Here is a 14,584-nt window from a genome sequence, read left to right as displayed (position 1 = left end):
GGCCCACCCCTGGCGCAGATGCTGCTTACAACCCGTTACGCGCCTTGAACTCGCGGCGACGGCGGTGCAGTACCGGCTCGGTATAACCGTTCGGTTGCTTGCCACCTTCCACTACCAGTTCCACAGCCGCCTGGAACGCCACGTTGTCGTCGAAGTTCGGCGCCATCGGGCGGTACAGGGGGTCGCCAGCGTTCTGCTGATCGACCACCACGGCCATGCGCTTGAGGCTTTCCAGCACCTGTTCCTGGCTGACCACGCCGTGGCGCAGCCAGTTGGCCAGCAGCTGGGCAGAGATGCGCAGGGTGGCACGGTCTTCCATCAAGCCGACGTTGTTGATGTCCGGCACCTTCGAGCAACCCACGCCCTGGTCGATCCAGCGCACCACGTAGCCGAGAATGCCTTGGGCGTTGTTGTCCAGCTCGTTGCGGATCTCTTCGGCCGACCAGTTGGTGTCGGCAGCCAGCGGGATGGCCAGAATGTCGTCCACCGACGCCGGGGTACGTGAAGCCAGTTCACGCTGGCGCGCCTGTACGTCCACCTTGTGGTAGTGCAGGGCGTGCAGGGTGGCGGCAGTTGGCGACGGTACCCAGGCGGTGTTGGCACCGGCCAGTGGGTGGGCGATCTTCTGCTCGAGCATGGCGGCCATCAGGTCAGGCATGGCCCACATGCCTTTGCCGATCTGCGCACGGCCTTGCAGGCCGGTGGCCAGGCCAACGTCGACGTTGTTGTTTTCGTAGGCGCCGATCCACTTCTCGTTCTTCATGGCACCTTTGCGCACCACGGCGCCGGCTTCCATCGAGGTGTGGATTTCATCGCCAGTGCGGTCAAGGAAGCCGGTGTTGATGAACACCACGCGCTCGGCGGCTGCCTTGATGCAGGACTTGAGGTTGACCGTGGTACGGCGTTCCTCGTCCATGATGCCGACCTTGACGGTATTGCGCGGCATGCCCAGCAGGTCTTCGACCTGGCTGAAGATCTCGGTGGCGAAGGCCACTTCCTCAGGGCCGTGCATCTTCGGCTTGACGATATACACGCTGCCGCTGCGGGTATTCTTGCGGCTGGTGTTGCCGTTGAGGTTGTGCAGGGCGATCAGGTTGGTGAACAGCCCGTCCTGGATACCTTCGGGGATTTCGTTGCCTTGGGCATCGAGGATCGCCGGGTTGGTCATCAGGTGGCCAACGTTGCGCACGAACAGCAACGAACGACCGTGCAGGGTCACGCTGCCGCCGTTAGGCGCCGCGTACTCGCGGTCCGGGTTCATGGTGCGGGTAAAGGTTTTGCCACCCTTGCTCACGCTTTCGGCCAGGTCGCCTTTCATCAAGCCCAGCCAGTTGCGGTAGACGATGACTTTGTCGTCAGCGTCTACGGCTGCAACCGAGTCTTCGCAGTCCATGATGGTGGTCAGTGCCGACTCCATCAGGATGTCTTTGACGCCAGCGGCGTCGGTGCTGCCGACGGGGGTGCTGGCATCGACCTGGATTTCGAAGTGCAGGCCGTTGTGCTTGAGCAGCACGGCAGTGGGAGCGGCGGCGTCGCCGTGGAAGCCGATCAGTTGCGCATCGTCGCGCAGGCCAGTGTTGCTGCCGCCTTTCAGGGCAACAACCAGCTTGCCGCCTTCGATGCGGTAGCCCGTGGAGTCGACGTGCGAGCCGGCGGCCAGTGGCGCGGCTTCGTCGAGGAAGGCGCGGGCGAAGGCGATGACCTTGTCGCCGCGCACCTTGTTGTAACCCTGGCCTTTTTCGGCGCCGCCTTCATCGCTGATGGCATCGGTGCCGTACAGGGCGTCGTACAGCGAACCCCAACGGGCGTTGGCGGCGTTCAGGGCGAAACGGGCGTTCATCACCGGCACTACCAGTTGTGGGCCGGCCATGTGGGCGATTTCTTCGTCCACGTTCTGGGTGGTGGCCTGGAAATCGTCGGCTTGTGGCAGCAGGTAGCCGATTTCCTGGAGGAATGCTTTGTAGGCTGCGGCGTCGTGGGCCTGGCCTTTGCGTGCCTGGTGCCAGGCGTCGATCTTGGCTTGCAGCTCGTCGCGCTTGGCGAGCAGGGCTTTGTTCTTTGGAGCGAGGTCATTGATGATCTTCTCTGCACCCGCCCAGAACTGCTCGGCGACGATGCCGGTCCCGGGGATGGCTTCGTTGTTCACGAAGTCGTACAGGACCTTGGCGACCTGAAGGCCACCGACTTGAACGTATCCAGTCATTGCTTGCCTCACTCTGCTCAGCTATTTCGCTCTTCTGTATTAAGCCTGTAGCGCTTCTCTAAACACGGCACCAGTGCATGCCCCCGGGGTTGCTTGGGGGCGGCTGGGTGCGGCCTGCCAGACAGGCTGGCGGGCAGTGTGCGTATTTTCACAGGCGCCTTGGCAGACATCCAAACGACGTTTTGTAGTCCGCGCCACGGGATACTACATGAAGCAGTAGGCGGGGCAAAATCAGACTAAAAGCGCCGTTGTGCGACCCGTTGGTCGCGTATGGTCACGCTGGGAGTAGGTATGTTCGCAAAAAACAGGTGGATTGTTCCAGATAAATCTTGAAACAGTACACGATTGGCTGTGCAGATTGCCCTGCGGCAGGTTGCCGCGCCTTGCCTATACTGACTCGATCCCCCGATTTTCTGCCGCCCGGCGCGGTCCGACACGAGGAAGGGCTTGTGGATCATCTTGTACTGACTGTAATTGCCCCTGACAAGGCCGGCCAGGTCGAACGTATTGCCCAGTGCATCGCCGACCACAGTGGTAACTGGCTGGAAAGCCGCATGTCGCGTATGGCCGGGCAGTTTGCTGGCATTCTGCGGGTGGCGGTGCCGGCAGAGAATTACGCCGAGCTTGTGGCCTCGCTGCAGGGGCTGGCCAGGTATGACATTCGCGTGCTGATCGCCGAGAGCGGGATTGAGCCGTCGTGCACCTGGAAGCCAATTGCCATGGAGCTGGTGGGTAACGACCGGCCGGGGATCGTGCGGGACATTACCCGCTTGCTGGCTGAGCTGCAGGTAAACGTCGAGCGGTTTTCCACAGAAGTGCGGCCGGCGCCGATGAGCAGCGAGCCGTTGTTCCACGCCGACGCATTGCTGGCGTTGCCGTTGACCTTGCCGCTGGAAGAACTGCAGCAGCGGCTGGAGAGCCTGGCGGATGACTTGATGGTGGAGTTGAAGCTGCGGGCAGAGGATTGATCAGCGATTGCCGGGGCCGCTTTGCGGCCCAATCGCGACACAAGGCCGCTTGTGTCTTGATGGGGTGCGAAGCGGCCACCTGCGGTTATCCCGATATCACGGGGAAGGCCCTGTGGATAACCTGGGGGTGTACCTCTCCAGCCCAGGTATCACGTGCCTTGTACTGTTTTGCTCAAAAAATGCCCAATTATCAGCAGCTTGTGCACAAAGCGCGGGGACGAGGGTGTGGATAACCTATGGAGATGTCTCTGCAGGCCAGGCGCTACATGACCTGCAGAGTTTTGATCGTTTTCTGATCAGCTACGTTTGCGCAAGTTCAGCCATGCATCGACGCTGTAAATCGCCAAACCTGCCCAGATGAACATGAAGGCCGCCAGGGTGCTCGACGACAAATGCTCATCGAACAGCACTACGGCCTGCAACAGTACCAAGGTCGGCGCCAGGTACTGCAGGAAGCCCAGCGTGGTGTACGGCAGGTGCCGTGCGGCGGCGTTGAAGCATACCAGCGGCACCAGCGTTACCGGCCCGGCCGCCATCAGCCACAGCGCCTCGCTGCTGGTATAGAACGCGCCCTGGGCACTCATCGCGGCCGGGTGCAGTAGCAGCCAGCCAAGGGCCAGCGGTACCAGCATCCAGGTTTCCACCACCAGGCCGGGCAGCGCAGCCACCGGCGCCTGCTTACGGATCAGCCCATAGAAGCCGAAGCTCAACGCCAGCACCAGCGACACCCACGGCAGGCTGCCCACTTGCCACACCTGCTGCGCCACACCCACGGCAGCCATGCCCACCGCCAGCCATTGCAGGCGGCGCAGGCGCTCACCAAGAATCAGCATGCCCAGCAGTACATTGATCAGCGGGTTGATGTAATAGCCCAGGCTGGCCTCGAGCATACGGCCGTTGTTCACCGACCACACGTAGGTCAGCCAGTTACCGGCGATCAGGGCACCGCTCAGTGCCAGGATGCCCAGCCGGCGCGGGTTGTTGCGCAGTTCACGCCACCAGCCGGGGTGTTTCCACACCAGTAGCAGCAGCGAGCCGAACAGTGCTGACCAGAGCACCCGGTGGACAATGATCTCCACCGCCGGGACGCTCTGGATTGCCTTGAAGTAGAGGGGGAAAAGGCCCCAGATGATGTAGGCGCTCAAGCCCAGTATGTACCCGCGACGCGGGTTTGCGGCGTGCATGCAGAATCCTTGCTTAGGTTGCTAAATAAAGCGACGCCTATTGTAGACAGAGGCGGGCGTGCTTCTAGAACAATTTCAGCGGAGCTTCATCCAGCGCAGCCATCTGTTCGCGCAAGGCGAGAATCTGGTCGCCCCAGTAGCGTGGCTGGCCGAACCAAGGGAAGCTGGGCGGGAATGCCGGGTCGTCCCAGCGCCTTGCCAGCCAGGCGCTATAGTGCAGCTGGCGCAGGGCACGCAGAGGCTCGATCAGGGCCAGTTCGCGCGGGTCGAAGTCGTGGAACTCGTTGTAGCCGTCGATCAGCTCGGCCAGTTGCCCCAGGCGCTCCTCGCGGTTGCCGGCCAGCATCATCCACAGGTCTTGCACCGCTGGGCCCATGCGGCAATCGTCGAGGTCGACCACGTGGTACACCTCGTCGCGGTGCATCAGGTTGCCGGGGTGCAGGTCGCCGTGCAGGCGGATGAGCTGGTGTGGTGTGCGAGCGTAGATGTCCTCCACCCGCTTGAGCAGATCGCGGGCCACGGACTCGAACGCCGGCAGCAGTTCACGTGGGACAAAATTACCCTCCAGCAAGGTGTTCAGCGAGGCGTGGCCAAAGTTGTCCACAGCCAGTGCCTCACGGTGCTTGAACGGCTTGCTGGCGCCCACGGCATGCAGGCGGCCAAGTAACTGGCCCAGGCGATACAACTGGTCGAGGTTGCCAGGTTCGGGGGCGTGGCCGCCGCGACGGGGGAACAGCGTGAAGCGGAAGCCCTTGTGTTCGAACAAGGTGCGGTCATCGTGCTGCATGGGCGCAACCACCGGGACTTCGCAGTCGGCGAGTTCGGCCGTGAAAGCGTGTTCTTCGAGGATGGCTGCATCGCTCCAGCGGCCTGGGCGGTAGAACTTGGCAATCAACGGCTGCGCGTCTTCGATGCCCACCTGGTACACGCGGTTCTCGTAGCTGTTCAGCGCCAGCACCCGAGCGTCGCTGAGAAAGCCCAGGCTTTCCACTGCGTCCAGGACCAGGTCGGGGGTGAGGGTGTCGAAGGGGTGGGACATGGTGGCTCCGGAGGGTAAGCGGCGTGGGGACATGGTACCGCTTTATATCGGTGCCGGCCCCTTCGCGGGCGTGCCCGCACATTACGGCCCAGATGCATCGGGTGGTGCGGTCCCTGTGGGAGCGGGCAAGCCCGCGAACCGCGCACCGCGCGGCCAGACTATGCGGGAACCCCGATCAACACATAAGACGGGTGAAACTGCACCCGTACCACACTGCCATCCACGACCTGCTGGGCAGCCAACCAGTGCGCATCAGCCATTGCACACAGGGTCTGCCCGTTGCCTAACGCCAGCCTGACTTCACTGGGCCCATCGACCTCTGCCAGCACTTCCTCCACCTTCGTGCAAAGGCAATTGCTCCCCGCTTCGGCCTCTTCCCCCTCCGCCAACAAGCGCACCCACCCGGCCTTGAGCAGCGCCACCACCGTTGTTCCCACTGTCAGCTCCAGGCGCGCCGTGCTGTCGTGGGTGATCAGCGCATCGATCTCCAGCCCGCCACCCAATGCCAGGCTGACGCGGTCATACCGGCCTTCAGGGCGCAGACCGCTGACCTGGCCCTGCAACTGGTTGCGCGCACTGGTGCGCAGCATCAGGCGCCCGAGCAGGTCGAGGTCGCCGGATTCTTCGGCGGCTTCAAGGATTTGTGCCTGTAGGGCCTGCAGCCTTTGGTACAGGCGCAACACCCGCTCGCCTTCCGCCGACAAGTGCGCACCGCCACCGCCGCGGCCACCGGTGCTGCGCTTGACCAAGGGCTGGCTGGCCAGGTTGTTGAGCTCGTCAATGGCATCCCAGGCCGCCTTGTAGCTGATACCCGCGGCCTTGGCGGCGCGGGTGATCGAGCCTTGTTCGGCAATGTGCTGCAGCAGCGCGATGCGCTGTGGGCGGCGGGCGATGTGCTGGGTGAGAACGGGGGGTAGGGACATGGGTATTCCGTATACAAAGGTGCTTTACAAATGGGCAGGTCGCGCCTGGTCATACATACCCCGGTTTGGGCGTACGTGCCAGGCAATACACATCCACCCGCCGCGCACCTGCCTTGCGCAGTGCCTGGGCGATAGCCTGCGCAGTGGCACCGGTGGTCAACACATCATCGACGATGGCGACATGCTTGCCTTCCAGTTTGCCCATGACCGCGAACGCCTGGCGCAAATTGCGCTGCCGTGCCTTGGCGCCCAGATGTTGCTGTGCCGGTGTCTCGCGGGTGCGGGCCAGCAAACGCTCGTTGCAGGTTACCCCGACGTGCGACGACAACCACCGCCCAAGCATCCCTGCCTGGTTGAACCCCCGCTCGCGCAGTCGACGCCTGGCCAAAGGCACAGGCAACAGCAGGTCAGGGCGAGGCAGCCCTTCGGCATAGCGATACTGCAGCCCCTGCCCCAGCAGCTCAGCCATCAGGCGCCCCAAAGGCCATTGGCGATTGTGCTTGAAACGGCTGATCAACGTGTCCACCGGAAAGCCGAAATGCCACAGGGCAATGACCTGATCGAAGGCCGGCAAGCAGCGGCCACACGGGGCGCAGGTCAAGCCGGCCATGGGCAAGGGCAGGGCGCAATGCCGGCACTGATCACCCAGCCAGGGCAGCGCCTGTTCGCAGGTGATGCACAGCGGGTAATGCTGCTCGGCAGGTTCATCGCATAACAAGCACTTCTGATTAATAAGTGAGCACTTGTAAACCAGTCGCTTCCAGTGCAGTTGACAGTTCATAGGCCTTCCATGACTATGCGAGCTATCCGTGATGCGCTGGCGGGCTTTCCTGTCCCGGCGCCAGCTACAGCCTAAACAAGGAAACGCCGATGAGCGCCAGCACAACTGCAACAACACGTCACGACTGGTCCCTGGCCGAGGTCAAGGCGCTGTTCCAGCAACCGTTCAATGACTTGCTGTTCCAGGCGCAGACCGTGCACCGCGCGCATTTCGACCCCAACCGCGTGCAGGTTTCGACCTTGCTGTCGATCAAGACCGGCGCCTGCCCGGAAGATTGCAAATATTGTCCGCAGTCCGGCCACTACAACACCGGGCTGGAGAAACAGAAGCTGATGGAAGTGCAGAAGGTGCTGGAAGAAGCTGCCCGCGCCAAAGCCATCGGTTCTACCCGTTTCTGCATGGGGGCGGCGTGGAAGCACCCGTCGGCCAAAGACATGCCCTACGTGCTGGAGATGGTCAAAGGCGTCAAGGCCATGGGCCTGGAAACCTGCATGACCCTCGGCAAACTCGACCAGGAGCAGACCAAGGCCCTGGCCCACGCTGGTCTGGACTACTACAACCACAACCTCGACACCTCGCCGGAGTTCTACGGCAGTATCATCACCACACGTACCTACAGCGAGCGCCTGCAGACCCTGGCCTACGTACGCGATGCCGGGATGAAAATCTGCTCTGGTGGCATTCTGGGCATGGGTGAATCGCTGGATGACCGCGCCGGCCTGCTGATCCAGCTGGCCAACCTGCCGGAACACCCGGAGTCGGTGCCGATCAACATGCTGGTCAAGGTGGCCGGCACGCCGCTGGCTGAGGAAGAGGACGTCGACCCGTTCGACTTTATCCGTATGCTGGCCGTGGCCCGTATCCTCATGCCCAAGTCTCACGTGCGCCTGTCCGCCGGCCGCGAGCAGATGAACGAGCAGATGCAGGCCCTGGCGTTCATGGCGGGCGCCAACTCGATCTTCTACGGCGAAAAGCTGCTGACCACTGCCAACCCCCAGGCCGACAAGGACATGCAGCTGTTCGCACGCCTGGGCATCAAGCCCGAAGCGCGTGAAGAGCACGCCGACGAAGTGCACCAGGCAGCCATCGAGCAAGCGCTGGTCGAGCAGCGCAGCAGCGAGATGTTCTACGACGCCGCGACAGCCTGACATGGCTTTCGACCTGGCAGCGCGCCTGGCCGAACGGCGCGCCGCAGACCTGTATCGGCAGCGGCCATTGCTGGAAAGCCCGCAAGGGCCGGAAGTGGTGGTCGACGGCCAGCGGTTGCTGGCCTTCTGCAGCAATGACTACCTGGGCCTGGCCAACCACCCCGAGGTGATCGCCGCCTGGCAGGCCGGCGCCGAGCGCTGGGGTGTGGGTGGTGGTGCCTCGCACCTGGTGGTTGGCCACAGCACCCCGCACCATCAGGTTGAAGAGGCACTGGCTGAACTCACCGGCCGCCCGCGCGCCCTGTTGTTCTCCACCGGCTATATGGCCAATCTGGGCGCCATCACCGCGCTGGTGGGGCAGGGCGACACGGTACTGCAAGACCGCCTTAACCATGCCTCGTTGCTGGATGGCGGGCTGCTCAGTGGTGCCCGCTTCAACCGCTACCTGCATAACGACCCGGCCAGCCTGGCCAGCCGCCTGGACAAGGCAGTCGGCAATACCCTGGTGGTGACCGATGGCGTATTCAGCATGGACGGTGACCTCGCCGATCTGCCGGCGCTGGCTGATGTCGCCCGTGCCCGCGGAGCCTGGCTGATGGTTGACGATGCCCATGGCCTGGGTACCTTGGGCGCACAGGGCGGCGGCATCGTCGAGCACTTTGGCCTGGGCGTGGATGACGTACCGGTGCTGATCGGCACGCTGGGCAAGGCTTGCGGCACTGCGGGCGCCTTTGTTGCTGGCAGCGAAGAGCTGATCGAGGCGCTGGTGCAGTTCGCCCGCCCCTACATCTACACCACCAGCCAGCCACCGGCGCTGGCCTGCGCCACACTCAAGAGCCTGGAGCTGCTGCGCCGCGAAACCTGGCGTCGTGAGCACCTGGTAGCCTTGATTCGCCAGTTCCGAGAAGGCGCGCAGCAGCTGGGGCTGCAGTTGATGGACAGCCCGACGCCGATCCAGCCTATCGTGATCGGTGACAGTGCGCAGGCGTTGCGCCTGTCACGCCTGCTGCGTGAGCGCGGCTTGCTGGTGACGGCCATCCGCCCACCCACCGTGCCGGCTGGCAGCGCACGCCTGCGGGTAACCCTGAGCGCCGCACACAGCGAGGCGCAGGTGCAGCTATTGTTGAATGCATTGGCCGAGTGTTATCCACAGTTGGAGAACGCCGATGCGTAATCGACTTGTTCTATTGCCCGGCTGGGGCTTGGGAACTGCTGCGCTGGAGCCGCTGGCCGCTAGCCTGCGAGCCCAGGACGCCCGCCTGCAGGTAGAGCTGATGCCCCTGCCAGAACTGGCCCACAGCGATGTGCAGGCCTGGATCGACCATCTGGACCGCAAGCTGCCCAGCAATGTCTGGCTGGGTGGCTGGTCACTGGGTGGCATGTTGGCCAGCGCGCTGGCGCACAAGCGTGGCGACCACTGCTGCGGGCTGCTGACCTTGGCCAGCAACCCCAGCTTCCTGGCCCGGCCAGATTGGCCCCATGGCATGGCCGAAGACACCTTCGGCACCTTCCTCGACGGCTGCCGCAACCACACCCAGGTCACCCTCAAGCGCTTCCGTACCTTGTGCAGCGATGGCGCCCTGCAGCCGCGCACCCTGTTGCGCCAACTGGGTGTCGGTGTGCCGGATACCGACCCGTTGTACCTGGCCACTGGCCTTGAAGTGCTGGCCAAGCTGGACACCCGTGAAGCCTTGCAGGCCTATGGTGGCCCGCAGCTGCACCTGTTCGCCGGCAGCGACGCGCTAGTGCCGGCAGAGGCGGCAAAGGCGTTGAGCGAGCTGTTGCCCGATGTAGAAGTGGGCCTGGTCGAAGACAGTTCCCACGCGTTCCTGCTGGAGTACCCGCAGGAGCTGGCGGCGGGCATCAAGAGTTTTCTGCATGAGAGTGGCGATGACTGACCTTTCCCGTCCGACCCTGCCCGGCGCATTGCCCGACAAGCGCCAGGTGGCGGCCTCGTTCTCCCGCGCCGCGGCCAGTTACGACAGCGTGGCGGCCCTTCAGCGCGCTGTAGGCCTGAGCCTGCTGGAGCAGTTGCCGGCAGGCCTGCAGCCGTCACAATGGCTGGACCTGGGCAGTGGCACCGGCCATTTCAGCCGCATGCTGGCCGAGCGTTTCGTCCAGGCCAGCGGCGTGGCGGTGGATATAGCCGAAGGCATGTTGCTTCATGCCCGTCATGTAAAGGGTGGTGCGCAGTATCACGTGGTTGGCGACGCCGAGCGTCTGCCGCTGCGCGATGCCAGTGTCGACCTGGTGTTTTCCAGCCTGGCGGTGCAGTGGTGCGATCAGTTCGCCAGTGTGCTGGCCGAGGCGCAGCGGGTGCTGCGCCCAGGTGGAGTACTGGCCTTCAGCAGCCTGTGCGTGGGCACTCTCGACGAACTGCGCGCCAGCTGGCAGGCGGTGGATGGCCTGGTGCATGTAAACCGCTTCCGCCGTTTCGAAGACTATCAGCGCCTGTGCGCAGCCAGCGGTTTTGAACAGCTTGAGCTGGAGCGGTGCCCGCATGTGCTGCACTACCCGGATGTGCGCAGCCTGACCCACGAACTGAAGGCGTTGGGGGCGCACAATCTGAACCCTGGGCGACCTTCCGGCCTCACCGGCCGGGCGCGAATGCAGGGCCTGTTGCAGGCCTATGAGGCATTTCGCCAGCCTGCGGGGCTGCCAGCCACCTATCAAGTGGTCTATGGTGTGTTGCGCAAGCCACAGGTGTAAGGGGAGCACGATGAGCCAGGCCTTTTTCATTGCGGGTACCGATACCGATGTCGGCAAGACCACCATCGCTGCCGGCCTGCTGCATGCGGCGCGTTTGCAGGGCATGAGCACGCTGGGTGCCAAGCCGGTGGCCTCGGGCTGCACGATGACGCCGAAAGGCTTGCGCAATAGCGATGCCCTGGCGCTGATCGACGAAAGCACGGTCAAGCTGCCCTATGAGCAGGTCAATCCGTTTGCCTTCGAGCCTGCTATAGCCCCGCATGTGGCGGCGCGCGAGGCAGGGGTGACGCTGGCTGTACCAGAACTGCTCGCGGCGATGCGCAATGTGCTGCAACAAAATGCCGACTTCACCTTGATAGAGGGGGCCGGCGGCTGGCGCGTACCGCTGTCGGGCCTGGAGAACCTGTCCGACCTTGCCGTTGCCCTGCGGTTGCCGGTGATTCTGGTGGTAGGCGTGCGCTTGGGTTGCATCAGCCATGCCTTGCTCAGCGCCGAAGCGATCGAGCGTGATGGGCTGCAGTTGGCGGGTTGGGTGGCAAACATCATCGAGCCGCGCACCTCACGCCTGGAAGAGAACCTGGCCAGCCTGGCAGAGCGCTTGCCGGCGCCTTGCCTGGGGCGGGTGCCCAAGCTCAAGCAGGCCAGTGCCGACATGGTGGCGGAGCATCTGCAGCTGGATCTGCTGGATTAGTGTGATGCGGGCCCGGCCTCTTCGCGGGTAAACCCGCTCCTACGAGAGAACGCATACCGTTGTGGGCGCGGGTTTAACCGCGAAGTGGCCAGAGCAGGAATACCCAAGGCCTATCAACTGGCATTGAGCCATTAGGGATTTAAACGGGCCTTTTCGCCCCTAGCCTGTTTTAATTGGGGCTGTTCGTCATCCAGCGTCAATGGAGTCCTGACATGGAAATCACCGGTAGCTCCGCCTACTACGCGGGCCTGAGCGCAATCCAGACCGGCCAGAACCGCGTCGATCAGGCCGCCAGCCAGATCGCCAACACCACTGCCGAACGTACCGCCACTAGCCAGTCCAGCGATTTTCAGGCCGAACGCCTGCGCGCGGTCGACCGCAGCCAGCAGATGGACTTGGCCACCAGTGTCGTGCAACAGGCGGTGGGCAAGACCGAAGTCGAACTCGGCGCAAAGGTCGCCAAGGCATCCGACGAAATGCTTGGCCGGATCATCGACACCTACGCCTGAACACTTGCGTCATCCCCTATTTCAGCGCCTGCCCTTGTAGGAGCGGGCTTGCCCGCGAATGCGTCCGATCAGACAGCAGTCTGGTTTGGTTGGACGCATCCGCGGGCGAGCCCGCTCCTACAGGCGTTTTGCCGAGCGTTGGCGTATTTGCCATTTTTCGTGGCGTAAATGGCACCATAGTCCATCCTTGACAGAAAGCTGAGCTAAACGTAAGTTTCAAACAACTGTTTGATCGGCTTCCGCCAAGCGCGGGTCACCCCACAGAACTCACCTAGAGGTTCATCGCAATGCCTGACTACAAAGCCCCCTTGCGTGATATCCGCTTCGTTCGCGACGAGCTGCTTGGCTATGAGGCGCACTATCAGAGCCTGCCGGGCTGCCAGGACGCCACGCCCGACATGGTCGACGCGATCCTTGAAGAAGGCGCGAAGTTCTGTGAGCAGGTGTTGTCGCCGCTGAACCGCGTGGGTGACCAGGAAGGCTGCACCTGGAGCGAATCGGGGGTGAAAACCCCAACCGGCTTCAAGGAAGCCTACCAGCAGTTCGTCGAAGGCGGCTGGCCGAGCCTGGCACATGACGTCGAGCATGGCGGCCAAGGCCTGCCAGAGTCGCTGGGCCTGGCCCTGAGCGAAATGGTCGGTGGCTCGAACTGGTCGTGGGGTATGTACCCAGGCCTGTCGCATGGCGCGATGAACACTATTTCTGCGCATGGCACTGCCGAGCAGCAGCACACCTACCTGACCAAGCTGGTGTCCGGCGAGTGGACCGGCACCATGTGCCTGACCGAACCGCACTGCGGCACCGACCTGGGCATGCTGCGCACCAAGGCCGAGCCACAGGCCGACGGCAGCTACAAAGTGTCGGGCACCAAGATCTTCATTTCGGCCGGTGAGCACGACATGGCCGACAACATTGTCCATATCGTCCTGGCCCGCCTGCCGGACGCACCGGCCGGTACCAAGGGGATTTCGCTGTTCATCGTGCCGAAGTTCCTGCCCAACGCCGAGGGAGGCGTGGGCGAGCGCAACGGCGTGAGCTGCGGCTCGATCGAACACAAGATGGGCATCCACGGTAACGCTACCTGCGTCATGAACTTCGATGCGGCCACCGGCTACCTGATCGGCCCAGCCAACAAAGGCCTGAACTGCATGTTCACCTTCATGAACACTGCTCGCCTGGGGACCGCGCTGCAAGGCCTGGCCCACGCCGAGGTGGCGTTCCAGGGTGGCCTGAAGTACGCCCGTGAGCGCCTGCAGATGCGTTCCCTGACTGGCCCGAAGGCACCGGACAAGGCCGCTGACCCGATCATCGTCCACCCGGACGTACGGCGCATGCTGCTGACCATGAAGGCCTTCGCCGAAGGCAATCGCGCGATGGTGTACTTCACTGCCAAGCAGGTGGACATCGTCAAGTACAGCCAGGACGAAGAAGAGCGCAAGAAGGCTGATGCCCTGCTGGCGTTCCTGACCCCGATCGCCAAGGCATTCATGACCGAAGTCGGTTTCGAAGCCGCCAACCACGGCGTACAGATCTACGGTGGCCATGGCTTCATCGCCGAATGGGGCATGGAGCAGAATGTGCGCGACAGCCGTATCTCCATGCTGTACGAAGGCACTACCGGTATTCAGGCCCTCGACCTGCTCGGTCGTAAAGTGCTGATGACTCAGGGCGAAGCACTGAAGGGCTTCACCAAGATCGTGCACAAGTTCTGCCAGGCGCAGGAAGGTAACGAAGCGGTCAAGGAGTTCGTCGAACCGCTGGCGGCCATCAACAAGGAGTGGGGCGAGCTGACCATGAAAGTGGGCATGGCTGCCATGAAGGACCGTGAAGAAGTGGGTGCGGCTTCGGTCGATTACCTGATGTACTCCGGCTATGCCTGCCTGGCCTACTTCTGGGCCGACATCGCCCGCCTGGCCGCCGAGAAACTGGCAGCCGGTACCAGCGAGGAGGCGTTCTACACCGCCAAGCTGCAGACTGCCCGCTTCTACTTCCAGCGCATCCTGCCGCGTACCCGTACCCATGTGGCGACCATGCTGTCGGGCGCCAACAACCTGATGGCGATGGACGAAGAGCACTTCGGCCTGTCGTACTGATACTGGAGCTGTAGCCAAAACCCGCCTGCCCTGACCGGCAGGCGGGTTTTTTTGTCTTCAGGTTCAGCGTGGTCCCTCGTAGGAGCGGGTTTACCCGCGAAAGGGCCGGGCCTGCTGGCCAATCTCCATCAGCCGTTCACCGTTGCCGCCACCACCGTATTCGCGGGTAAACCCGCTCCTACCACACTGATCGGTGGTGGCCACACATCAGGGGTTGAACACAGGCCGTCGTGTAGGAGCGGGTTCACCCGCGAAGAGGCCGGTCCTGCTGGCCAATCTCCACCCGCCGTTCACCGTTGCCGCCGCTACCGTATTCGCGGGTAAACCCGCTCCTAC

Annotated in this window: 13 protein-coding genes; 8 read left to right on the top strand and 5 right to left on the bottom strand. The window is 63.2% G+C overall.

Annotation, left to right across the window (positions count from 1 at the left end; translation table 11 throughout):
• Positions 1-25 precede the first annotated feature (25 nt).
• The gene (locus C4Q27_RS09775) at positions 26-2,203 is read right to left on the bottom strand and encodes a malate synthase G (protein ID WP_010951708.1); all 2,178 of its coding nucleotides are present in this window, start codon (positions 2,201-2,203) and stop codon (positions 26-28) included.
• A gap of 449 nt (positions 2,204-2,652) precedes the next feature.
• Between C4Q27_RS09775 and C4Q27_RS09770 the strand changes: the two genes are divergently transcribed.
• The gene (locus C4Q27_RS09770; protein WP_010951709.1) at positions 2,653-3,171 is read left to right on the top strand and encodes a glycine cleavage system protein R; all 519 of its coding nucleotides are present in this window, start codon (positions 2,653-2,655) and stop codon (positions 3,169-3,171) included.
• A gap of 296 nt (positions 3,172-3,467) precedes the next feature.
• On the opposite strand, the gene rarD is transcribed toward C4Q27_RS09770, so the two are convergent.
• The 4 genes from rarD to C4Q27_RS09750 all read right to left on the bottom strand — a co-directional run bounded on the left by rarD (position 3,468) and on the right by C4Q27_RS09750 (position 7,098).
• Positions 3,468-4,355 (bottom strand): EamA family transporter RarD, encoded by an 888-nt coding sequence (rarD, locus tag C4Q27_RS09765; RefSeq protein ID WP_003255619.1) that lies wholly within the window; start codon positions 4,353-4,355, stop codon positions 3,468-3,470.
• 64 nt (positions 4,356-4,419) lie between these two features.
• Positions 4,420-5,394 carry a serine/threonine protein kinase gene (locus C4Q27_RS09760; RefSeq protein WP_020192753.1) on the bottom strand — a complete coding sequence of 325 codons (975 nt, stop codon included), beginning with the start codon at positions 5,392-5,394 and terminating at the stop codon, positions 4,420-4,422.
• Positions 5,395-5,552: 158 nt separating this feature from the next.
• Positions 5,553-6,317 (bottom strand): TOBE domain-containing protein, encoded by a 765-nt coding sequence (locus C4Q27_RS09755; RefSeq protein ID WP_104886792.1) that lies wholly within the window; start codon positions 6,315-6,317, stop codon positions 5,553-5,555.
• A gap of 49 nt (positions 6,318-6,366) precedes the next feature.
• Positions 6,367-7,098, bottom strand: coding sequence for a ComF family protein (locus tag C4Q27_RS09750; RefSeq protein ID WP_104886791.1), 732 nt, complete (start codon positions 7,096-7,098; stop codon positions 6,367-6,369).
• An 89-nt stretch (positions 7,099-7,187) separates the two neighbouring features.
• Between C4Q27_RS09750 and bioB the strand changes: the two genes are divergently transcribed.
• From bioB to C4Q27_RS09710, 7 genes are all read left to right on the top strand, one after another.
• Entirely contained in the window at positions 7,188-8,246 is a 1,059-nt protein-coding gene (bioB, locus tag C4Q27_RS09745) for a biotin synthase BioB (protein ID WP_064490767.1), read from the top strand.
• Position 8,247: 1 nt separating this feature from the next.
• Positions 8,248-9,420: an 8-amino-7-oxononanoate synthase gene (gene bioF / locus C4Q27_RS09740; protein WP_104886790.1), complete on the top strand. Its 1,173-nt coding sequence runs from the start codon at positions 8,248-8,250 to the stop codon at positions 9,418-9,420.
• Positions 9,413-10,144 (top strand): alpha/beta fold hydrolase, encoded by a 732-nt coding sequence (locus C4Q27_RS09735; RefSeq protein WP_003255608.1) that lies wholly within the window; start codon positions 9,413-9,415, stop codon positions 10,142-10,144. The genes bioF and C4Q27_RS09735 overlap by 8 nt, the downstream gene beginning before the upstream one ends.
• The gene (gene bioC / locus C4Q27_RS09730) at positions 10,137-10,955 is read left to right on the top strand and encodes a malonyl-ACP O-methyltransferase BioC (RefSeq protein WP_064490770.1); all 819 of its coding nucleotides are present in this window, start codon (positions 10,137-10,139) and stop codon (positions 10,953-10,955) included. Before C4Q27_RS09735 ends, bioC begins: the two co-directional genes overlap by 8 nt.
• A 10-nt stretch (positions 10,956-10,965) precedes the next feature.
• Positions 10,966-11,646 carry a dethiobiotin synthase gene (bioD, locus tag C4Q27_RS09725; RefSeq protein ID WP_003255605.1) on the top strand — a complete coding sequence of 227 codons (681 nt, stop codon included), beginning with the start codon at positions 10,966-10,968 and terminating at the stop codon, positions 11,644-11,646.
• Between the two features lie 212 nt (positions 11,647-11,858).
• A complete protein-coding gene (locus tag C4Q27_RS09720; RefSeq protein ID WP_003255603.1) occupies positions 11,859-12,155 on the top strand; it encodes a hypothetical protein in 297 nt (98 codons plus the stop codon).
• Between the two features lie 287 nt (positions 12,156-12,442).
• Entirely contained in the window at positions 12,443-14,248 is a 1,806-nt protein-coding gene (locus C4Q27_RS09710) for a phenylacyl-CoA dehydrogenase (protein WP_010951720.1), read from the top strand.
• The last annotated feature ends 336 nt before the right edge of the window (positions 14,249-14,584 follow it).

Source organism: Pseudomonas sp. SWI36, from assembly GCF_002948105.1.
GTDB lineage: Bacteria > Pseudomonadota > Gammaproteobacteria > Pseudomonadales > Pseudomonadaceae > Aquipseudomonas > Aquipseudomonas alloputida.
The sequence above is the reverse complement of the archived record's forward strand: the minus strand, read 5'-3'. Positions and strand labels throughout refer to the sequence as shown.

Bases quoted from the DNA above. Each gene is read 5' to 3' on its own strand.
- bioC (WP_064490770.1), top strand. From the start codon at position 10,137: ATGACTGACCTTTCCCGTCCGACCCTGCCCGGCGCATTGCCCGACAAG.
- C4Q27_RS09710 (WP_010951720.1), top strand. From the start codon at position 12,443: ATGCCTGACTACAAAGCCCCCTTGCGTGATATCCGCTTCGTTCGCGAC.
- C4Q27_RS09750 (WP_104886791.1), bottom strand. From the start codon at position 7,098: ATGAACTGTCAACTGCACTGGAAGCGACTGGTTTACAAGTGCTCACTT.
- bioF (WP_104886790.1), top strand. From the start codon at position 8,248: ATGGCTTTCGACCTGGCAGCGCGCCTGGCCGAACGGCGCGCCGCAGAC.
- rarD (WP_003255619.1), bottom strand. From the start codon at position 4,355: ATGCACGCCGCAAACCCGCGTCGCGGGTACATACTGGGCTTGAGCGCC.
- C4Q27_RS09755 (WP_104886792.1), bottom strand. From the start codon at position 6,317: ATGTCCCTACCCCCCGTTCTCACCCAGCACATCGCCCGCCGCCCACAG.
- C4Q27_RS09775 (WP_010951708.1), bottom strand. From the start codon at position 2,203: ATGACTGGATACGTTCAAGTCGGTGGCCTTCAGGTCGCCAAGGTCCTG.
- C4Q27_RS09735 (WP_003255608.1), top strand. From the start codon at position 9,413: ATGCGTAATCGACTTGTTCTATTGCCCGGCTGGGGCTTGGGAACTGCT.
- C4Q27_RS09720 (WP_003255603.1), top strand. From the start codon at position 11,859: ATGGAAATCACCGGTAGCTCCGCCTACTACGCGGGCCTGAGCGCAATC.
- C4Q27_RS09760 (WP_020192753.1), bottom strand. From the start codon at position 5,394: ATGTCCCACCCCTTCGACACCCTCACCCCCGACCTGGTCCTGGACGCA.
- bioD (WP_003255605.1), top strand. From the start codon at position 10,966: ATGAGCCAGGCCTTTTTCATTGCGGGTACCGATACCGATGTCGGCAAG.
- bioB (WP_064490767.1), top strand. From the start codon at position 7,188: ATGAGCGCCAGCACAACTGCAACAACACGTCACGACTGGTCCCTGGCC.